Here is a 14,649-nt window from a genome sequence, read left to right as displayed (position 1 = left end):
CGTCGCGTGCAGCCTTCTCCATCACCTGGCGCCACTTTTCTACCTTTGAGGTGTCAAAGCCTGCGCCGTGTTCCTTGGCGTATTTCCTGGCTTGGGCGACGAGGTCGTTGTACTTGTTGCCGATGTCTTCGAGCTTGCGCGCCAGTTCGTCGTGCGGATAGAGTGCCTTCTGCATATCCGTTTCAAGGTCACGAATCTTGGTTTGCCAGGTGTTGAGAGCGCTCTCGCCGCCTTTGTCGCCCTTCGTATTCGTCGGGTTAAGCTTGTAGTCTGTTTTAGCTGGTTTGTCTTTTTTATTGTTCCGCTCGAAATAGAGCTTTTGACCCGACTCGGTCGTCATCTCGACAAGGCCCGCGCCGGCCGGAGTCGTATATGCAAGCGCGTCAAGTTTATCGGAGGATGCAGCTTTGAGCATCCCCTGCCGTTCCACCTGGCGGGTATAAAGGGCACGTTCGCCTTCTTTGTACCGCTGCTCGTACATTTGATTCCATTCCACAGGTTTGCCGCCATATTGCAGAGCTTTGTCTTGTGGAAGCCTGGCCCAGGACGGAGTACCTTCTGGTGAAGAAAACAGGTGGTTGGTCCCCAGGTTTGTTATGGTACCCCCCACCTTGTCAAGAAGCATCCCAAGCCTGATTACGTCGTCTATAAGTTGATTAATAAAATCCCTTGCGGACTGGATGCCCGATAGAAATTCATCATTCCACTTGATCGTCTTCGTCTTTTCGTCGATGGTGACGATCTTGCTCGTGATGTCGCTCAGTTCCTGCTTGACGGCTTCAAAGAGGGGCTCGAACACTTTTCCGCCCGCCTGCAGGGCGATGTCCTTCACGTTGCTCCAGAGTCCCGCCCAGGTCGACTGCGACGCGATGCCGGCGGCCTTGTACGGATCGAGCTTTTGCATCAGGAAGTCGAAGAGCTTCTGAGCGTCTCCTTGAACCGCCCTGATGTCCTCATTGCTTAGTTTGAGAACCGTGGCGATGCGGGACATCCGGGGGTTGATGTTGCCGGTCAAGATCGAGCGTGTTTCCTCACCCATTTGATCAAGTGACAGCCCGATCGCGCCGGCGGCCTGGACCATGGCGACGGTAAAATCCTTTGCCATCTGTTTATCAAAGCCCTTGGCCATCGCGACGGGAAGCGTCTCCTGGTATGCCCTGACAAGCTGGTCCAGGGTTGCGATCGTCTGCAGGTTTGCGACCTGCAGTTCCTCGAGCATCTGCTTCGACTCACCCTGGGCTGCCTGGAGAGCCTTTTCCCCTTCGAGCGCCTTGCCCGTTGTCTGGTCGATGTATTGACCGCCCACCATGTAGGCGGCTGCTATGCCCAGCGCCGAGGTCTCCATCTGCCCCAGGAACTGCAGAGACTCGCGCACAGCAGCGGTGACGCCCTGTATTACCTCTCTTATGCCGTAGAAAGCCCCGAGGGCCTTGGCCACGTCGCCGAGGGACCCCTGCAGGCCGGTCATCTGCGTTCGCAGCGCCTTGACGGATTCGCCGGCCTGGGTGATCCCGGTTATCGCGCCCTTGCTGTCAGAGGTGATGATGATCTCAACTTTGTTTTGCATCAGGTTCCCCCTTGTTTCCTGTTGGGATTACGGTCACATTTGCTGCATGTCCATTCGGCAAATTCGCCGTATTCGAATTTGCAGCGCGCCTTCTGCGCCGGGCTGCAGGTTTTGCTCTCGGCACTGGCCCCGAAGAAGCCAAGGACCGCCTCCCGGAACATTACGTCCCGGGATCTGTGTTCGATCCAGGGGACACATTCCCTTGGGGTGTATCCCCAGAGGATCCCGTCCCGTTTTGTGATGTCTCCGCCGGCGAGGAGGACGCAGGCCCTGTCGATCCAGTCTCCGCCTGTTTCTCCTTCCCCTTCCGTATCGACTTCACCATCCCCGACAGCTTCTCGTAAATCGATGCTACGGGGTTGCAGACGAAAAAATCCTGCACTACCCGGGTGACCGTCTCCGCGTCGATCGCGAACTCGATCTCCCCGGAGAACGCCTCGATGTCCTTATCCTGGAGTCTGACCCCTTCTTTCGTAATCACCACGGCGATCACCGGGCTTATGTTGTTGACGAGCAGCTTTGCCATCGCCGTTTCATCGGTGAGCATGGAAACCGAGATATTCTCGAGGACATTGGACAGCTGCTTTATCTGGCCCAGGACAAGCGGCCTCTGAATGTACGTTGTACCGTTAATCTCATACGTAAACTGTTTTTCGCCCATTACGCCTCCTCTCTGTCATTATTGCAGGATCCTTCCTGTGAGCCCAGGCCCATTCTAATGGCCCTTGCGAGCCCTTTCTACAACGCTCCTTACGTATCTATCCGATACTTTGAACTTCCTTGCCAGGTCCAGATAATTACTTCCGTTGAATGCCTTGACGATTGCGCGGGCGCGGGCTTTTGCAAGCGAGATTTCGAGCTTTGGAATGTAGATGTTCGTTCCGCCGCATTCAGCGGAGATCTTGATCGCACCATCAATCCCGACGATATCAGCAATCATCCGGATAGTCGGATGGAGATCCTCAACTAAAATGTTGTCCCGTATTACTCCGGGGATGGTTTGCTTCAACTCAAGCACTTGACACCTCCGCTCCTTTGAAATTGTCGTGTCGATGGAACGTGGTTCGCCTCTTTTTCTTCTCCGAATCCCCGGGTCCCGCGAGAGACCCGGGGTGATCATGTCCTTCAGCTCTTAGCCGACCACGCTCTTGTCGAAACCGCGATAGTCAACTATTTCCCACTCGTACTCGTGCCGCATCTTGTACTGGATCTTGTCGGCAACGAACATCTGGCCGACGAGGGGGTTATCGGAAACGAACAGCTCAGGTTGCTCCTGGCCGTTAAGGTATGCGACTTCCATCAGTTCCACTTCGGCCGGGTTGCCTATGAGGCCCCAGTCGGTGGTGTCCGTGGTAAGCTTGTTGATGATGATCCGCTCATGATTGGACCCAAAGCGGCCGGCGTGGGGATTGATGGCTCCGGCAAGAGGCCAGGGGCTGTTGAGGGCGACTGCTATTTCGTAAAGAACTCTCGGCACCCACAGCTTGTAAGCCTCCAGCGCCAGGATTTCACCGGAGTCCTTCTCGGTCTGATTGAACATGGCGGTGAGACGAGCCGTCAATGCCGCGATCCCGGCGGCATCGTTGGTCAGGCCCGTGGAACCCAGGTTGCTGTGGTCATTGTGGAACAGGGCCGTGGTGTCTCCCTTATAGGTGGCATTGTCGATGATCTTCGCCCATCCCCTTCTTGCATGGGTTCTTTTGGCCGCCCTTGCCAGGCGGCTCACGAGGGTCTGAACCGTCCTTATGTCGTCATTAATGATCGTCTTGCGGGTTACGGTCAAGATGATACCTTTCTGGTTGACTGTGTAGCTCACCTCTTCGTCTGTCACGTTCTCGGCTTCGGAATAGTCGGCTGTTTCGGGATCGACGTCGGGAAGGTCGCCAAAGTATCCCACCCTGACCGCCTCAATCGTCCTGAAATCTTTCGCATTGCGCTTGAAGCTTATCAGAGACCCCTCATCGAAGTTGATACCGTTATAGTCCTGAACCATGCGGCGGTACATCGTGTTTCCCAGGGCGAAGCTGAAGCTCGAACTGGCATACGCTGCCGGCAGGCGCATGTATTCCATGAACGCCTGGCCGAGCTGGGCCGCGCCGCGCGAGGGCATCCCCCGGACCTCTGTGTCGCCCGTAATCTCGGTGTAGGCCGCCCTCAATGATGCGAAGGGGCGGATCTCCTTGAAACTGTCTCCCAACTCCACGCCGAAGAGCTTGTCCATGGCGGCCTGGATCCTTTCAGGTCCCTCGCTGGCCACTCGTACGTGTCCAGCTCCGGTCACGATGCCCGATCCTGTGATCTTGTCCAGATATTCCTTTTCCCTGGTGATCGCGGATCTCAGTTCCTCGACCGTAAAGACCCTGCCCGAAAACTCGGTTTCGATCTTATTCCGGGTAAGATCCGGCAAGCCGCTTACGGACAGTTCGCTCGCCAGTATGGTGCGAGCGGCGGCGATCCTTCCTTCCTCCAAGAGTTTCTTGTCTTGCTCATCCATCGTAGCCTCCTTTTGGCCTGCCTGCGCGGCTGCGGCCATACGTAATATTCTGCCCCCAGCAATGGGCTCGTAGACAACATCAACGGAATCCACCCGAACGATTCGCTCCACCTGTTTTGGGTCGGAGCTGGACCTTCCTGAAACCGTCTGGGCAATTACATCGTGCGACAGGCCGACGAGATCCCGCTTACCCCTTTGCCATGCGTCAAGGATGAGATCTTTGAGCCAGGCCGCATTCTTCAGGATGTTTAAGGTGCCTTCGAGACCTGTCGCGTTGGGGTCGACATTGGAGATCCAGCCGACGAGATCCCGAACGCTTTTGCCGTAGGGATTGTCCGGGGATGCGTGCTGGCCTTGAGATAGGGCAAAAACCTTGGCCCCTTCGTAGATAGGCGCTGCGGCATGAAGGACCCCAATATTATAGCTTGCGATATTCTGCCTATCCGGACCTGCCTCAACAATCTGGACACGCCATTTGAAACCCTGCTCTTCCCGAGGTCCCTCCTCAATGGCCGATGTCAGCCGTGAGGCGGACTGTATCGCGACATAATCGACTTGACGGCGTGCCTTTGTCATGTCCCCCGTTGAAACCTGCCCCTGGTCATCAATTGTGTACGGAACCTCATACAGGGATCCAGAACCGTCGCTGATAACTACATGATCCGCAAAAAGGTCAACCATGTCCCCCCTTGAATCGGGGAAAGCCTCTGTAAAAGCCCTGCAAAGGACCTTGCGGATCTCCGAGAAGGACAGGGCAGCTTTGACGTCAGTGGCGGGGCTTGACCTGCTCTGAACCGTCATCCCTGGTGTTTCTTGTTCTGTTTTCATGGTGTATTGCCTCCTTATGGTTTGATCTTCCCGAACAAAGTCCTCGTCGCGAATCAGTTTCCGTCACCTGCAACCCCAACAGACTGGCGCAACAGCAGCAAGAGGATGAAGATCAGACCTTTCGCGGCGTCGTCATCGAGTTCATCAATGCAATCAAAGATCGTTGCTCGAAAAGTGGCCTCCGGCATAACGATGAACTCCTTTATCGCGGGCATCCAGATCTCGCGGACGTCCTTGTATTCAGGCTTATTTAGCAGGTCGCTGTAGACACTGTCCCTGTAAAAATTAAGAGGCACCTTACACCCCCTCGCCCGGATAGGTTTCGCGTTTCAAGATGTTATAGACCCTCCGGGCCGTCAGATTGTATCGCCTGGCCAGCCTTCTTACCGGTTCGCCCCGATCGTAGGCATCCCGTATCTCTTTATCTCTCTCTTCGCGGTAGATGGAATCGAGTTTGGGTACTGCAAGAGCGAGACCGCCGAAAGCTTTTGCTGTCTTCAATGCGGTTTCAACGCCCACAAGAACCGCAAAAGCTCTAAAGTCGCCTGTAAGTCGTGCCAGTATCCTGTCTTCTTCCATTCTCAACTTTCCTTAATCAGGCTGCACCTGCATCTGCTTTGGCTTCTCCAAAGGCGAAGCAGGGCGTGGATGACCGAGCTGGCCTCGGTCGACGTTTGTATCCTGGTTATATTGAAATATCTCTTCAGCCATCCGGAGAACCCATCAACGGTCCACCATTTAATGTCGTTCTTGAGGTGTTTAATTTGAGCCAGCTGAGCCGGGCTCACGGGATATATCACATTCGCAGGTATGGCGGCTCGCTTTGGCCGGGGCAGACAACGTTTGCAGACTTTGTTTCGCCGTATCGGCACAAATCCAAGGCTCTTAAAATGGTCTATCAAGTCCTGTCCCTGGGAGGGCGTGAGATCCTTTGCTGAATGCACGCCATATCTTCCCTTCAAAATGGCCCTGTATTCCTCGTCATCAAGCCTGAGCCGCGAAACGGCAACGTGGATTACAGAGAGCCATTCCTTCTTCATTTCTGTCTTGTTTCCTTCCGCCATGGTACCTCCATTCCTTTCATGGCAAACCTTAATTTTATAAGGGCTCTCGCGTTCATTTCCGCGGCCCTTTTGCCCCCAACATTCAACATGCTTCCGATATAGCCGAAACTTGCATCGTGCCAGAATCGCAGGATAATAATCTTGCGTTCCCTCTTATTCAGCAGCGCGAGATAGCTTTTGATATCGGTCTGTTGCGCCCTTTCCTCCGGGCTATCATCCTCAGATACGAGGAGGTCTTTCATCGTCGGACTATCTCCATAGAGGCCGTCTCCATTGTGATGGGCGGGACGGTCAAGCGATTCTTCAAGGGGGCGCCTGGAACTGCACATTGCAGCAATTACCCGTTGCCGTATGCCTTGCTCAGCATACGTTGTGAAACGAAACCCTGCCGCAGGGTTAAATGTCTTTGCAGCGACGACGAGGCCGAGGCATGCCTCTGAAACCATATCCATAAGAGGAAATCCCGGCATCCAAAATCGGAACACCGCTTTCAAGGCAAATCGAATATTTGCTTCTATGAGCCGATTAAGGGCTCCAGGTTCGCCTTCCCTTATTCGGCGTAACAGACCTGCCTCTTCTTCCCGCGTCAAAACTTTGAACTTTGTAATTTCCCTGCTAAACATCCTTAGTAGATCTCTTTCCGGTGTGCCATCATAACGGTCTTCCATTCAAGCTCCTTTTATGATAGAAATTTGTCACAACCGAAGCTTATCTATTGGGTTCAAGGCCATTCCCGGCGGCACCGTGAGTGGCCTTTTGTTTCTGCACTACGGCTTTGCGGGCCGATATTGCGGATAGTACACTTTCCACACATCCTGGTTTGCTCTCTCGATCCGGGTCACCATATCGGAAAGTGCCTCGAATCCTGCGGGCCAATCAAGTTGTGGAGCCTTGCCTTCGGCATCCTGGATAGAGGCAGCACAGAAGATCGTTATCAGGTCGCCGACTTTGGATATTTCTTTTCGAAGGAGATCGACGGCATCTTTTGCTGCTGCTGTGTTCTTCGGGGCCTGGTTGTTTTTATCCTGCATGCTTAAACCGAAAACATTGCTTGTGTTGGCCCCCATGCGGTTCGCGGCTTCTTCCAGCGTATCGATCGCGAGGACCCAGTCGAGACCGTCTGCATCCGGGTTTTCCTTTGACCACAGCGCCGCGCGACGAAACGTTTCGATGAGGTTCTTTAGTGCGTACGTATCGGAATCCAACTGGTTTAAAGCCTCTTCCAGTCTTTCGTTTTCCATCGTGCTTTTCTCCTCTTTAAACTGAAATGCCCGGCGGTTCTTTTCGAACTCGCCGGGCATCGTGTGCCTCTTAATCTCTCGGTTGTCTTTTGGCGGCGGTTTCCTATGCCGCCCTGTGCTTTTGCACCCCGCCTCCGATATGGATCTTCTGTGTGTGTTTACACCTCGGGCACTTTATCTCACCAAGGGCCGCCTGGAAGGTGCCGAGCAACCGTGCACACGAATCGCAACGCACCTGGTATTTACGGCTATCCTCGGCGGGCCTCTTTTTTGCCTGGTTGATTACGTCTCTCGTTTCGTTTGAGACCTGTTTAAACTCGTTTAATTTCGCTTTTTCTTCCGGTGCGTGCGTATTCATCCGACCTGGCCTCTTAAATGCGTCTCAGGGGCGTTTTTCGCGGTGGCCTCTTTCCTCTCCGACATCTTTCTCATGGCATAGAGGACCTTGTTCGCCGTCTCTTGATCGAGGAACCGCAGATCGGACACCTTGAAGAACTTGAACAGGAAGCTCCTGAGGCTCTTCTGACGCAGCGCCTGGTCGCTTTCGGGATAGAGTCCGTGCCAGGTCGCCTCGATCTTGCGAAGCTGTGCCGGTACCGCCATGCCGGGACGCTGTTTCAGCTCGTTGTATTTGTCCCGGTACTCGCGCCTGCTCCAGACGCCGTTTGTGATGCCCTCCATCTCCAGGACATCCAAGAGGTACTTCGCCTGCCGGGACGTGAGAACCTTCGAAGTCTCGACACAGAATAGGTCCCTGAGGCCCTGCCGGTAGACGTCATCGGGAAAGTCGAGGACGCTTACCAGGGCGTGGATCTTCCTGATCTGATCTTTCGTGATCTTCTTCCCCCCGAGCTCGAAATAGACCTCGTTCAGGGAACCTATGAGGCCTGCTGCCTGTTCGAAAGTAACGGTTTCCGATGAGAAGTCCCCGTCCGGGTCGATGCCGTTGCGGACAAAAAGCCGCCCGTAGCGCTTCTCGGACAGGGTAAGGCCCGACAGTATGGCCGTGATCGTTTCCGCCTGTTCGTGGGTCATCATTGTGCCGCTCATGCCTGTTTACCCCCTTACCGAACACCCGAGACACGCCCTGTAGAGTCTTAAGGTCTCGGGGTTGCTCGCCTTCATGCCTATCGCCTGCGCCCGCCTGCGCGTATCGGCACAATGTGCCGGGGAGATCTCTCCCTGAACCGGGCAGGCGACGTGCCCGTTCATGCCGAATATCTTCCTGATCCGCTCCTCTATCCTCGCCGTGCCTCCGGGGTATTTGCCGTTACAGACAAGGCTTACCGTGGATTTCGACACCCCGAGTTCGCTGGCCACGCGGGCCAGGCCCTTTGCCTTTACTTCCCTTTTCAGGATGTCAATCCACATGGGTTTCCCCTTTGTACGGTGGCCGCTTCGGTCCCGGATCCTTCACCAGAATCCACATGACGTTGCGCGAGCCTGATTCTCCCAGGCAGCGCAGATACCCGGCCTGGCGATATGCCTTGGTGAAGCACCTAACGTTACCCATAGCCTGTCCGCAGATCTGTGCAAGATCACTGCGCGTGAAGCGCCTGAGCGCTCGCAGCGCTTGCCACATCCTGTCCCAGCCATTCATCTTCGAGACCGGACGCTCGGTCCCTTCGTGGAACCGTTTTGCGAGAAGGCTTGTACTCCGGTAGTAGATCTCTTTAAGCGGCCGTCCCCTGACTGCGGGGATCTCCTGGCTGCGGAAGCGCGTGATGAGTCCCGCCGCCTCCAGCTTCCAGAGCCTGTGCCGGGCCTCCTTCCTCTCCATGGCCGTGGCCTCAGCTACCTGCGTCAGCGAATACAACCTCTCGCCGAAGGAAAGACAGGCACGCATCACGGTCCTCAACATCACTTCCTCCCGTTGAGATCCGCGCCGGAGATCTCCGGCGAGTTGTTTGCCCGGGCAATGGCCTCGGCCCGATAAAACCACTTGATGACCTGGCGAAAACGCCCGGCATCCGCGTAGATGACATCGATCGCATCGCCGGTAAGCCTCACCTCGCAGAGCTGCTCCGCGACGGACGCCACATCATCCCTCGTCAATGGCTGAAAACGGACAACCTCCATGAACCTGTCGTAGAGGTGGCGATAACGGTTAAGCTTTTTGTCTGCCTTGTCCATGCCGATGAAGACCATCGGAGTCCCGGCCACGTCATGGATGTCCCGGAGTGTCTCCAGGACCCGCGCGTCGTAGGCCAGGTAATCGACCTCATCAATGAAGAGCGTCCTGGGACGCGTGAGGAGTTGCTCAACACATTGCCTGAAGAGGTCCGATGTCCGGTACGCCGGGGACTCTCCGAGTTCGGCGACGATCTCTTCAAGGAGCCACCTGCCAGACATGAGCTTCTTTGTCCTCACGAACACGCCGTTGTTCTGAAGAGCCCACCACAGCGCCGTCTTCGTCTTGCCGAGACCGGGCTCCCCGAAGACGAGGGCCATGCCCGGCAGGTCGCCTTCCCTCTCCTGGAGACGTTCCATGGCAGAAACGAACCGTGACGTGTTCGAGCAGCTTGCAAAAAGTTTTTTCATCGGCTATACTCCCTTTGTCCATTGGATTTAGCCCCGTCGACGGGTCGCGCCGTCACGGGGTTTTTCTTATCTGTGCATTCCGTACCTGGAGCGGGTCATGTCCTGCACGAGTCCCTGTGCCTGCTTTTCAAACCATCCGAAGGTTTTCTCGTATAGGGGGGTTGTCTTGAACCGCTCGACCCAGTCCTCGTCCTCTTTGCTCTGACAGCCGTACTTCCGGTGCCACTCGTAACGCTCGGTTTGGCTGTCGAACATGGGCCGCTCGACAGGTTTTGTCTCCTGAGCGTTCTCCGGGACCACAGGGACAGGCTCGGGATCCTTCACCTGGGTACTCTTCAGCATGTAATCCGGGATGTGGCGCTCGCCGGTCTCCAGCGCTGGCGCTGTCACCTCTTCGAGCTTCTCTATGGTTCCCGGTGTGAGGGGTATGATGTCAGACCAGGGCGGAAGTTCCTGCTTCTTCGGCATGAGTTCCTTCGCGTCCCTGAGACTGGCCTTTTCGAGGCTTCTCTGTCTGCTGATGAGGTGCTTTACCTCTGTGACGTCCTTCGCGGCCCCGAGGAGTGCCGCCATAGGGTGAGTGCTTATCGTCCTGTCGGCCCTGCACAGGAAGCGGCCCTGGCGGTCATAGATCCTGACATGAGAGAGGTCGCTCAGGGAGTACTTCACGAAGACCTGCTCGCGAAGACCGAAGAGGGCATCGTCATAGTAGTCCGCCCCGAGGAACCGGATCCCGTTCGCGCGGATCGTCTTGACCTCCGTCGCGAGCATGAGCTCGTCAAGCTCGGTCACGTCGACGCCGGGACCGCGTCCCTCGTTAAAGACCTCGCCGATCGTCTTGCCCTTGACGTGAGGACAGGGCTGAATCTCAAGGTATTCGTGAATCCAGGCATTGATGAACTCCACGGCCTCCTGGATCGTGGGGATGTAGTCGTTGTGATGGATCCGGTGAAACTTCTCATTACGTTGGAGCCAGGCAGGCTTGTCGACAATGGATGCGCCCGTGAAGGAAGGAAGAAGGCGCTCGAATTTACCGGTAAATTCCTTCCACCACCTCTCAATCACCTTAGCCCTGGCATTGTACGGTCGGGAAAAAACGGGCGAGATCCCGAGCCGTCCAAAGAGGCCCGAGAGGCCTGATTCCTCGAAGCTCACGTCCTTCGTGAAGAACCGTGCCCGAAACGCTTTGCCGTTATCCTGGTAGCTGACCCTGGGCATCTTGCCGAGGTTGATGATGGAGTTCCTCAGGGCTGATGCGATGGCCTGGGTGTTCTCCTCGATCATGATCTCGTATCCCGCAAGGTTCCAGGACTTCCAGTCCAGGTAGCCGATGAGGGTCGCCCGACAGGGTTTGCCCGTGTAGGGGTTGATGACCTGGAAGTTGAGCCTGTGGCCATCGGCTACAAGGACGTCGCCCACATTGAGCTTCGAGATATCGCGGCGCATCGAGAAGATCTCCTTGTCCTTCAAGGCCTTCTCGCCTTCCCGCATGAGGGTCCAGATATGGGAATTCCTGGTACGGAACCAATTCGCCCACCTTCGAAAGGTGATCGGTGCCGAGGGGGAAGGGATATTTCTCTTTACCAGGGCAGCCTTCGTTATCTTCGTCGCCTCGCCGATGGACATGTGGGAAGGGTTCAGGAGACATTTCGAGAAGATCTCTTTCTCGATCGGGGTGAGGGAGGGCTCCTTTCTTTCGAGACAATTCCAATCCGGGACAAGCAGGGTCCAGTCATTGGACCCGGAGAGCGTTCGGTGCCAGCGGTAAACGGTGTTTAAATCGACTTTACCGACTATCTGATAAACATTTGGAAGAAGAAGGCCCATATTGTAGGCCGCTTCGAATACTGAATCCGCCTTCAAACGGGTACCGTGAGATCCACCATAGAGCCGCCTGTGATCCTGCCAGGCCCCGACCAGGTCAAGGCGGGCAAGAGCAATTGCCTTGAGATCCTCCGGGATCATGGATGAGGTGAAAATAGGGACGGGCAGCTTGGCTGCCACCCGTCCCTTAACGGGGGGAAACACACCGGAGGGCAAAGCCGGTGCTGTTGGTGCTTCTCGGTATTCTGTCTGATGGTATGAATGAGATGAGAGCGAATCATAGTATTTTTGACGGGCACTTGCCGGAATTGCGGGGTCGTCTATATTAATGAGCCACATCTTGCCGCCGTGGCTCTTTACAGGGGTTTCAAGTTTCTTAATCGCAGCATAACGCCCTCTTCTAACAGACATGAGAACTGCTGGATAGCTTTTGTCGAGAACCTCGGCCAAATTTTGAATGGTAAGCCATTCCGTCATTTCAGCCTCTTTGAGATCCATTTTAATAAAGCGTTGTTTTCCCGCAAGAGGATAATCTCCTCTTCGAGAAGATGGGCCAGGCGTTTTACATCCTCAATATCCGGCAAACCGAAAAATTTGGCAGCCTGTCGCTCGAATAGATCTCTTACGTCCTGCGGCACTGCCGGATCGTGAATGCTTATCAGCCAGCCTCTGCGTCCCCCCTTGCCGGGCTTGGAATCTTTCTTTATAAGTTGATATTTTCCTGCGTAGATTCTTCGCTTGATGGCATCGCCGGTGATCCCGTGTAGTTTACCCAGTTGTGTGGTTGTGAGCCATTCTCTCAAGGGTCACTTACCTCGCCTTAACGCCCAGCTCTGTTTCGAGCCTGGCTATCTCAAGACTGAGGTGATTCCTATGCTGAGTGAGTCGGGCAAGTTTTAACAATTTATTGTCCTCGGGGGTCACAACCGAACAGCCCACAGGGTCGAGAAGGACCTGTATATGCTCCAAAGAACCGGTAACAGCTATAGTCGCCGGGAGATCCTCGGCACGAAGAGCATAATCAAGATTGCTGCTCGTATATTTGTCCAGGCTGTCTTTTGAGATATTCCGCTTGGTGAGCTCGCTCAGTTTGGCCGATAACTGGTATCTGCTATCCCGGCATTTGCTGAGGACCCTGGAAAGGGCTCCTCTAAAGGCGAGACTGATATCGAGAGAACCTTCTATTGAGGGTATATCGAAAAGAGGTGCCTGGTTAGATAGCGGGTTGTGCAAAACTTTCTTTTGTTTTGTCATTGAATGGCCCCCTGGGTATTTGTTACACTAATTTCATGGTCAATTTTGTTTACCGCAAACAAAGCCGAATACGTCAAGGTTTTAACTCCTTAGGTTTGCATCGTCTCTTCAATTCCCGATCCATCCTATTCCACACGCTCATCGGGAAACCGACTTTTTGCGATATAAACTTGCGCAGTCTGGCGCTTTTGGTGCTACCATCAATGACTCTATTGAGGGCGGCCCTTGAAACTCCGATCTCTCGGGCGAGCTGTCCGCCGGTGATTTCCTTAAAAATCATCATAGATCTTATTTTTTTTCCTGTTTTAGGTTTCATGGTAACTGATTAATAATAGTAGGTGACCTACTGAATGTCAAGAAAAAAAAGTCGGCCATATGACATAACCCAATTTGGTGAACGGATTCGATATATCAGAGATTCCCTGTATCTTACGCAGGATAGATTCGCCGAGATACTCGGAATCTCAAGACCTTATGTCTCGGAATTGGAAAAAGGGAAATATGTTCCTTCGGACCAACTTACATTAAGCATCAGTCGCGCCTTTAATGTTTTGCCCGGATGGCTACGCACGGGAGAAGGAGAGAAATTTGATCGGATCGATGATACTGTCTTTCCTGTTATCGGTGAGATATGCAAGGTGATCGAGCAAAGAAACGGACCCCTGAGCCTGTATACTTATGCCCTTCTTACTGGTGTGGATGTAAATCATCTATATGATGAGAAGAAGAGAATGGAACGTTTCCCGAGTATCCATGCCGATGACATGTTTCGTGCCCTCGTAGAGATCCTTAAGGAAGGGAATAATGTTAAAGTAGGAGCTGTGCGAGCCTTCTTATTCAGCATGATGCCGCCCAGAGGCGAGGGAACCACTATCTATAATAATGAGGACTGGGCACGCGAAGATGCATTATCCCGCATTCGGTGGGCCAAGCGTCTCGCTGCAACGGGCGATATTAATGATGCAATAAAGGAGTATCATTACGAATTAGGTTTGCTGTCGCGCTTTGAGCTCGCGAACTCCCGGGAAGAGATCTATCGGCTGGTGAAGGATGAGTACAGAGAAAGCATTCGCCGGAATGAAAAGTATAACAATGCCCTTGAGACTCTCATCACCACCGTGAAGGCAAAGCCGGGGATCCGTGAGGCAAGTCTCCATAGGCACTCGAAGCTTTCACCGAAAGACATGCACTACGTCCAACTTGCTGCTGAAGATCTTGGTTGCATAAGAAGGATGGTAAAGGGTAAGACGTCGGTCTTCTTCCCGACCTGAGCAAAGCTTGTGAAATTTTCCGACCCCTCTTCGGGTCGTTTTGGGGCCAAAAATCGAATATTCTTTCTGACCCCCCCTGTTAGGTAATGAAAACCTTCTACCCTTATCCGTCTTGGTGCCGGACGGTTGTAACTTATCGTTATTACACAACTATTGAGTTTGTTAGGTAGTTACATTTCATGTTAGGTTATATTTGTTAGGTAATCCACCACTACATAACAAGCCCCTATGTGACATAAAGTACCATCCATCAACGCTTTAACCTCAATGTCCGCCCTTTCAAATTTTCCAAACCCCCTGATAACGAACCCCACTTTTCAACAATATTTTCCAAACCTCCCTATGACCTCTCTATCCCACATAGTCCCGCGATATCTCAGGTCTTCCCGCATTTTTTCAGGGCCGTAACAAATTTTTCAAACCCCCGGATAAGATAAACTTGACTTTCCCCCCTCCAAACGATAGATTATGGCATGTTCACACTTTGCGTGAAGGATTCATTTGCGGCCGCGCACCGCCTTGTTGGGTATAAGGGCAAATGCGAGGAGCTGCATGGCCACAATTT

Annotated in this window: 17 protein-coding genes; 1 reads left to right on the top strand and 16 read right to left on the bottom strand. The window is 53.9% G+C overall.

Annotated elements, in window-relative coordinates; translation table 11 throughout:
* From PHC90_12620 to PHC90_12545, 16 genes are all read right to left on the bottom strand, one after another.
* The coding region (locus PHC90_12620) for a hypothetical protein (GenBank protein ID MDD3847185.1) at positions 1-1,567 on the bottom strand (1,567 nt) is incomplete at its 3' end.
* Positions 1,568-1,727: 160 nt separating this feature from the next.
* The gene (locus PHC90_12615; GenBank protein MDD3847184.1) at positions 1,728-2,228 is read right to left on the bottom strand and encodes a hypothetical protein; all 501 of its coding nucleotides are present in this window, start codon (positions 2,226-2,228) and stop codon (positions 1,728-1,730) included.
* Between the two features lie 54 nt (positions 2,229-2,282).
* The gene (locus PHC90_12610) at positions 2,283-2,585 is read right to left on the bottom strand and encodes a Mor transcription activator family protein (protein ID MDD3847183.1); all 303 of its coding nucleotides are present in this window, start codon (positions 2,583-2,585) and stop codon (positions 2,283-2,285) included.
* A gap of 114 nt (positions 2,586-2,699) precedes the next feature.
* Positions 2,700-4,889: a hypothetical protein gene (locus tag PHC90_12605; protein ID MDD3847182.1), complete on the bottom strand. Its 2,190-nt coding sequence runs from the start codon at positions 4,887-4,889 to the stop codon at positions 2,700-2,702.
* Positions 4,890-4,942: 53 nt separating this feature from the next.
* Positions 4,943-5,185: a hypothetical protein gene (locus PHC90_12600; protein MDD3847181.1), complete on the bottom strand. Its 243-nt coding sequence runs from the start codon at positions 5,183-5,185 to the stop codon at positions 4,943-4,945.
* Between the two features lies 1 nt (position 5,186).
* The gene (locus tag PHC90_12595; protein MDD3847180.1) at positions 5,187-5,468 is read right to left on the bottom strand and encodes a Mor transcription activator family protein; all 282 of its coding nucleotides are present in this window, start codon (positions 5,466-5,468) and stop codon (positions 5,187-5,189) included.
* A 2-nt stretch (positions 5,469-5,470) separates the two neighbouring features.
* On the bottom strand, positions 5,471-5,929 hold the full coding sequence (locus tag PHC90_12590; GenBank protein ID MDD3847179.1) for a regulatory protein GemA: 459 nt from the start codon (positions 5,927-5,929) through the stop codon (positions 5,471-5,473).
* Positions 5,926-6,621 (bottom strand): sigma-70 family RNA polymerase sigma factor, encoded by a 696-nt coding sequence (locus tag PHC90_12585; GenBank protein ID MDD3847178.1) that lies wholly within the window; start codon positions 6,619-6,621, stop codon positions 5,926-5,928. Before PHC90_12585 ends, PHC90_12590 begins: the two co-directional genes overlap by 4 nt.
* A 99-nt stretch (positions 6,622-6,720) precedes the next feature.
* Positions 6,721-7,254 (bottom strand): hypothetical protein, encoded by a 534-nt coding sequence (locus PHC90_12580; GenBank protein MDD3847177.1) that lies wholly within the window; start codon positions 7,252-7,254, stop codon positions 6,721-6,723.
* Positions 7,255-7,548: 294 nt separating this feature from the next.
* Complete coding sequence (locus tag PHC90_12575; protein ID MDD3847176.1) at positions 7,549-8,244, bottom strand: regulatory protein GemA; 696 nt, start codon at positions 8,242-8,244, stop codon at positions 7,549-7,551.
* Positions 8,245-8,250: 6 nt separating this feature from the next.
* Entirely contained in the window at positions 8,251-8,565 is a 315-nt protein-coding gene (locus PHC90_12570; GenBank protein ID MDD3847175.1) for a helix-turn-helix domain-containing protein, read from the bottom strand.
* Complete coding sequence (locus tag PHC90_12565; GenBank protein ID MDD3847174.1) at positions 8,555-9,055, bottom strand: hypothetical protein; 501 nt, start codon at positions 9,053-9,055, stop codon at positions 8,555-8,557. Before PHC90_12565 ends, PHC90_12570 begins: the two co-directional genes overlap by 11 nt.
* Positions 9,055-9,735 carry an AAA family ATPase gene (locus PHC90_12560; protein MDD3847173.1) on the bottom strand — a complete coding sequence of 227 codons (681 nt, stop codon included), beginning with the start codon at positions 9,733-9,735 and terminating at the stop codon, positions 9,055-9,057. Before PHC90_12560 ends, PHC90_12565 begins: the two co-directional genes overlap by 1 nt.
* A gap of 66 nt (positions 9,736-9,801) precedes the next feature.
* Complete coding sequence (locus PHC90_12555; GenBank protein ID MDD3847172.1) at positions 9,802-11,739, bottom strand: transposase; 1,938 nt, start codon at positions 11,737-11,739, stop codon at positions 9,802-9,804.
* A gap of 293 nt (positions 11,740-12,032) precedes the next feature.
* A complete protein-coding gene (locus PHC90_12550; protein MDD3847171.1) occupies positions 12,033-12,362 on the bottom strand; it encodes a hypothetical protein in 330 nt (109 codons plus the stop codon).
* 7 nt (positions 12,363-12,369) lie between these two features.
* Positions 12,370-12,813: a hypothetical protein gene (locus PHC90_12545; protein MDD3847170.1), complete on the bottom strand. Its 444-nt coding sequence runs from the start codon at positions 12,811-12,813 to the stop codon at positions 12,370-12,372.
* Between the two features lie 350 nt (positions 12,814-13,163).
* Between PHC90_12545 and PHC90_12540 the strand changes: the two genes are divergently transcribed.
* Positions 13,164-14,084: a helix-turn-helix transcriptional regulator gene (locus PHC90_12540; GenBank protein ID MDD3847169.1), complete on the top strand. Its 921-nt coding sequence runs from the start codon at positions 13,164-13,166 to the stop codon at positions 14,082-14,084.
* Positions 14,085-14,649: the final 565 nt, after the last annotated feature.

The organism is Syntrophorhabdaceae bacterium, from assembly GCA_028698615.1.
GTDB lineage: Bacteria > Desulfobacterota > Syntrophorhabdia > Syntrophorhabdales > Syntrophorhabdaceae > Delta-02.
The sequence above is the reverse complement of the archived record's forward strand: the minus strand, read 5'-3'. Positions and strand labels throughout refer to the sequence as shown.

What these genes read in the sequence shown, in the direction of transcription:
- PHC90_12540 (MDD3847169.1), top strand. Translation starts at nt 13,164, where the DNA reads ATGTCAAGAAAAAAAAGTCGGCCATATGACATAACCCAATTTGGTGAA.
- PHC90_12575 (MDD3847176.1), bottom strand. Translation starts at nt 8,244, where the DNA reads ATGAGCGGCACAATGATGACCCACGAACAGGCGGAAACGATCACGGCC.
- PHC90_12565 (MDD3847174.1), bottom strand. Translation starts at nt 9,055, where the DNA reads ATGTTGAGGACCGTGATGCGTGCCTGTCTTTCCTTCGGCGAGAGGTTG.
- PHC90_12590 (MDD3847179.1), bottom strand. Translation starts at nt 5,929, where the DNA reads ATGAAGAAGGAATGGCTCTCTGTAATCCACGTTGCCGTTTCGCGGCTC.
- PHC90_12560 (MDD3847173.1), bottom strand. Translation starts at nt 9,735, where the DNA reads ATGAAAAAACTTTTTGCAAGCTGCTCGAACACGTCACGGTTCGTTTCT.
- PHC90_12595 (MDD3847180.1), bottom strand. Translation starts at nt 5,468, where the DNA reads ATGGAAGAAGACAGGATACTGGCACGACTTACAGGCGACTTTAGAGCT.
- PHC90_12570 (MDD3847175.1), bottom strand. Translation starts at nt 8,565, where the DNA reads ATGTGGATTGACATCCTGAAAAGGGAAGTAAAGGCAAAGGGCCTGGCC.
- PHC90_12545 (MDD3847170.1), bottom strand. Translation starts at nt 12,813, where the DNA reads ATGACAAAACAAAAGAAAGTTTTGCACAACCCGCTATCTAACCAGGCA.
- PHC90_12585 (MDD3847178.1), bottom strand. Translation starts at nt 6,621, where the DNA reads ATGGAAGACCGTTATGATGGCACACCGGAAAGAGATCTACTAAGGATG.
- PHC90_12615 (MDD3847184.1), bottom strand. Translation starts at nt 2,228, where the DNA reads ATGGGCGAAAAACAGTTTACGTATGAGATTAACGGTACAACGTACATT.
- PHC90_12580 (MDD3847177.1), bottom strand. Translation starts at nt 7,254, where the DNA reads ATGCCCGGCGAGTTCGAAAAGAACCGCCGGGCATTTCAGTTTAAAGAG.
- PHC90_12605 (MDD3847182.1), bottom strand. Translation starts at nt 4,889, where the DNA reads ATGAAAACAGAACAAGAAACACCAGGGATGACGGTTCAGAGCAGGTCA.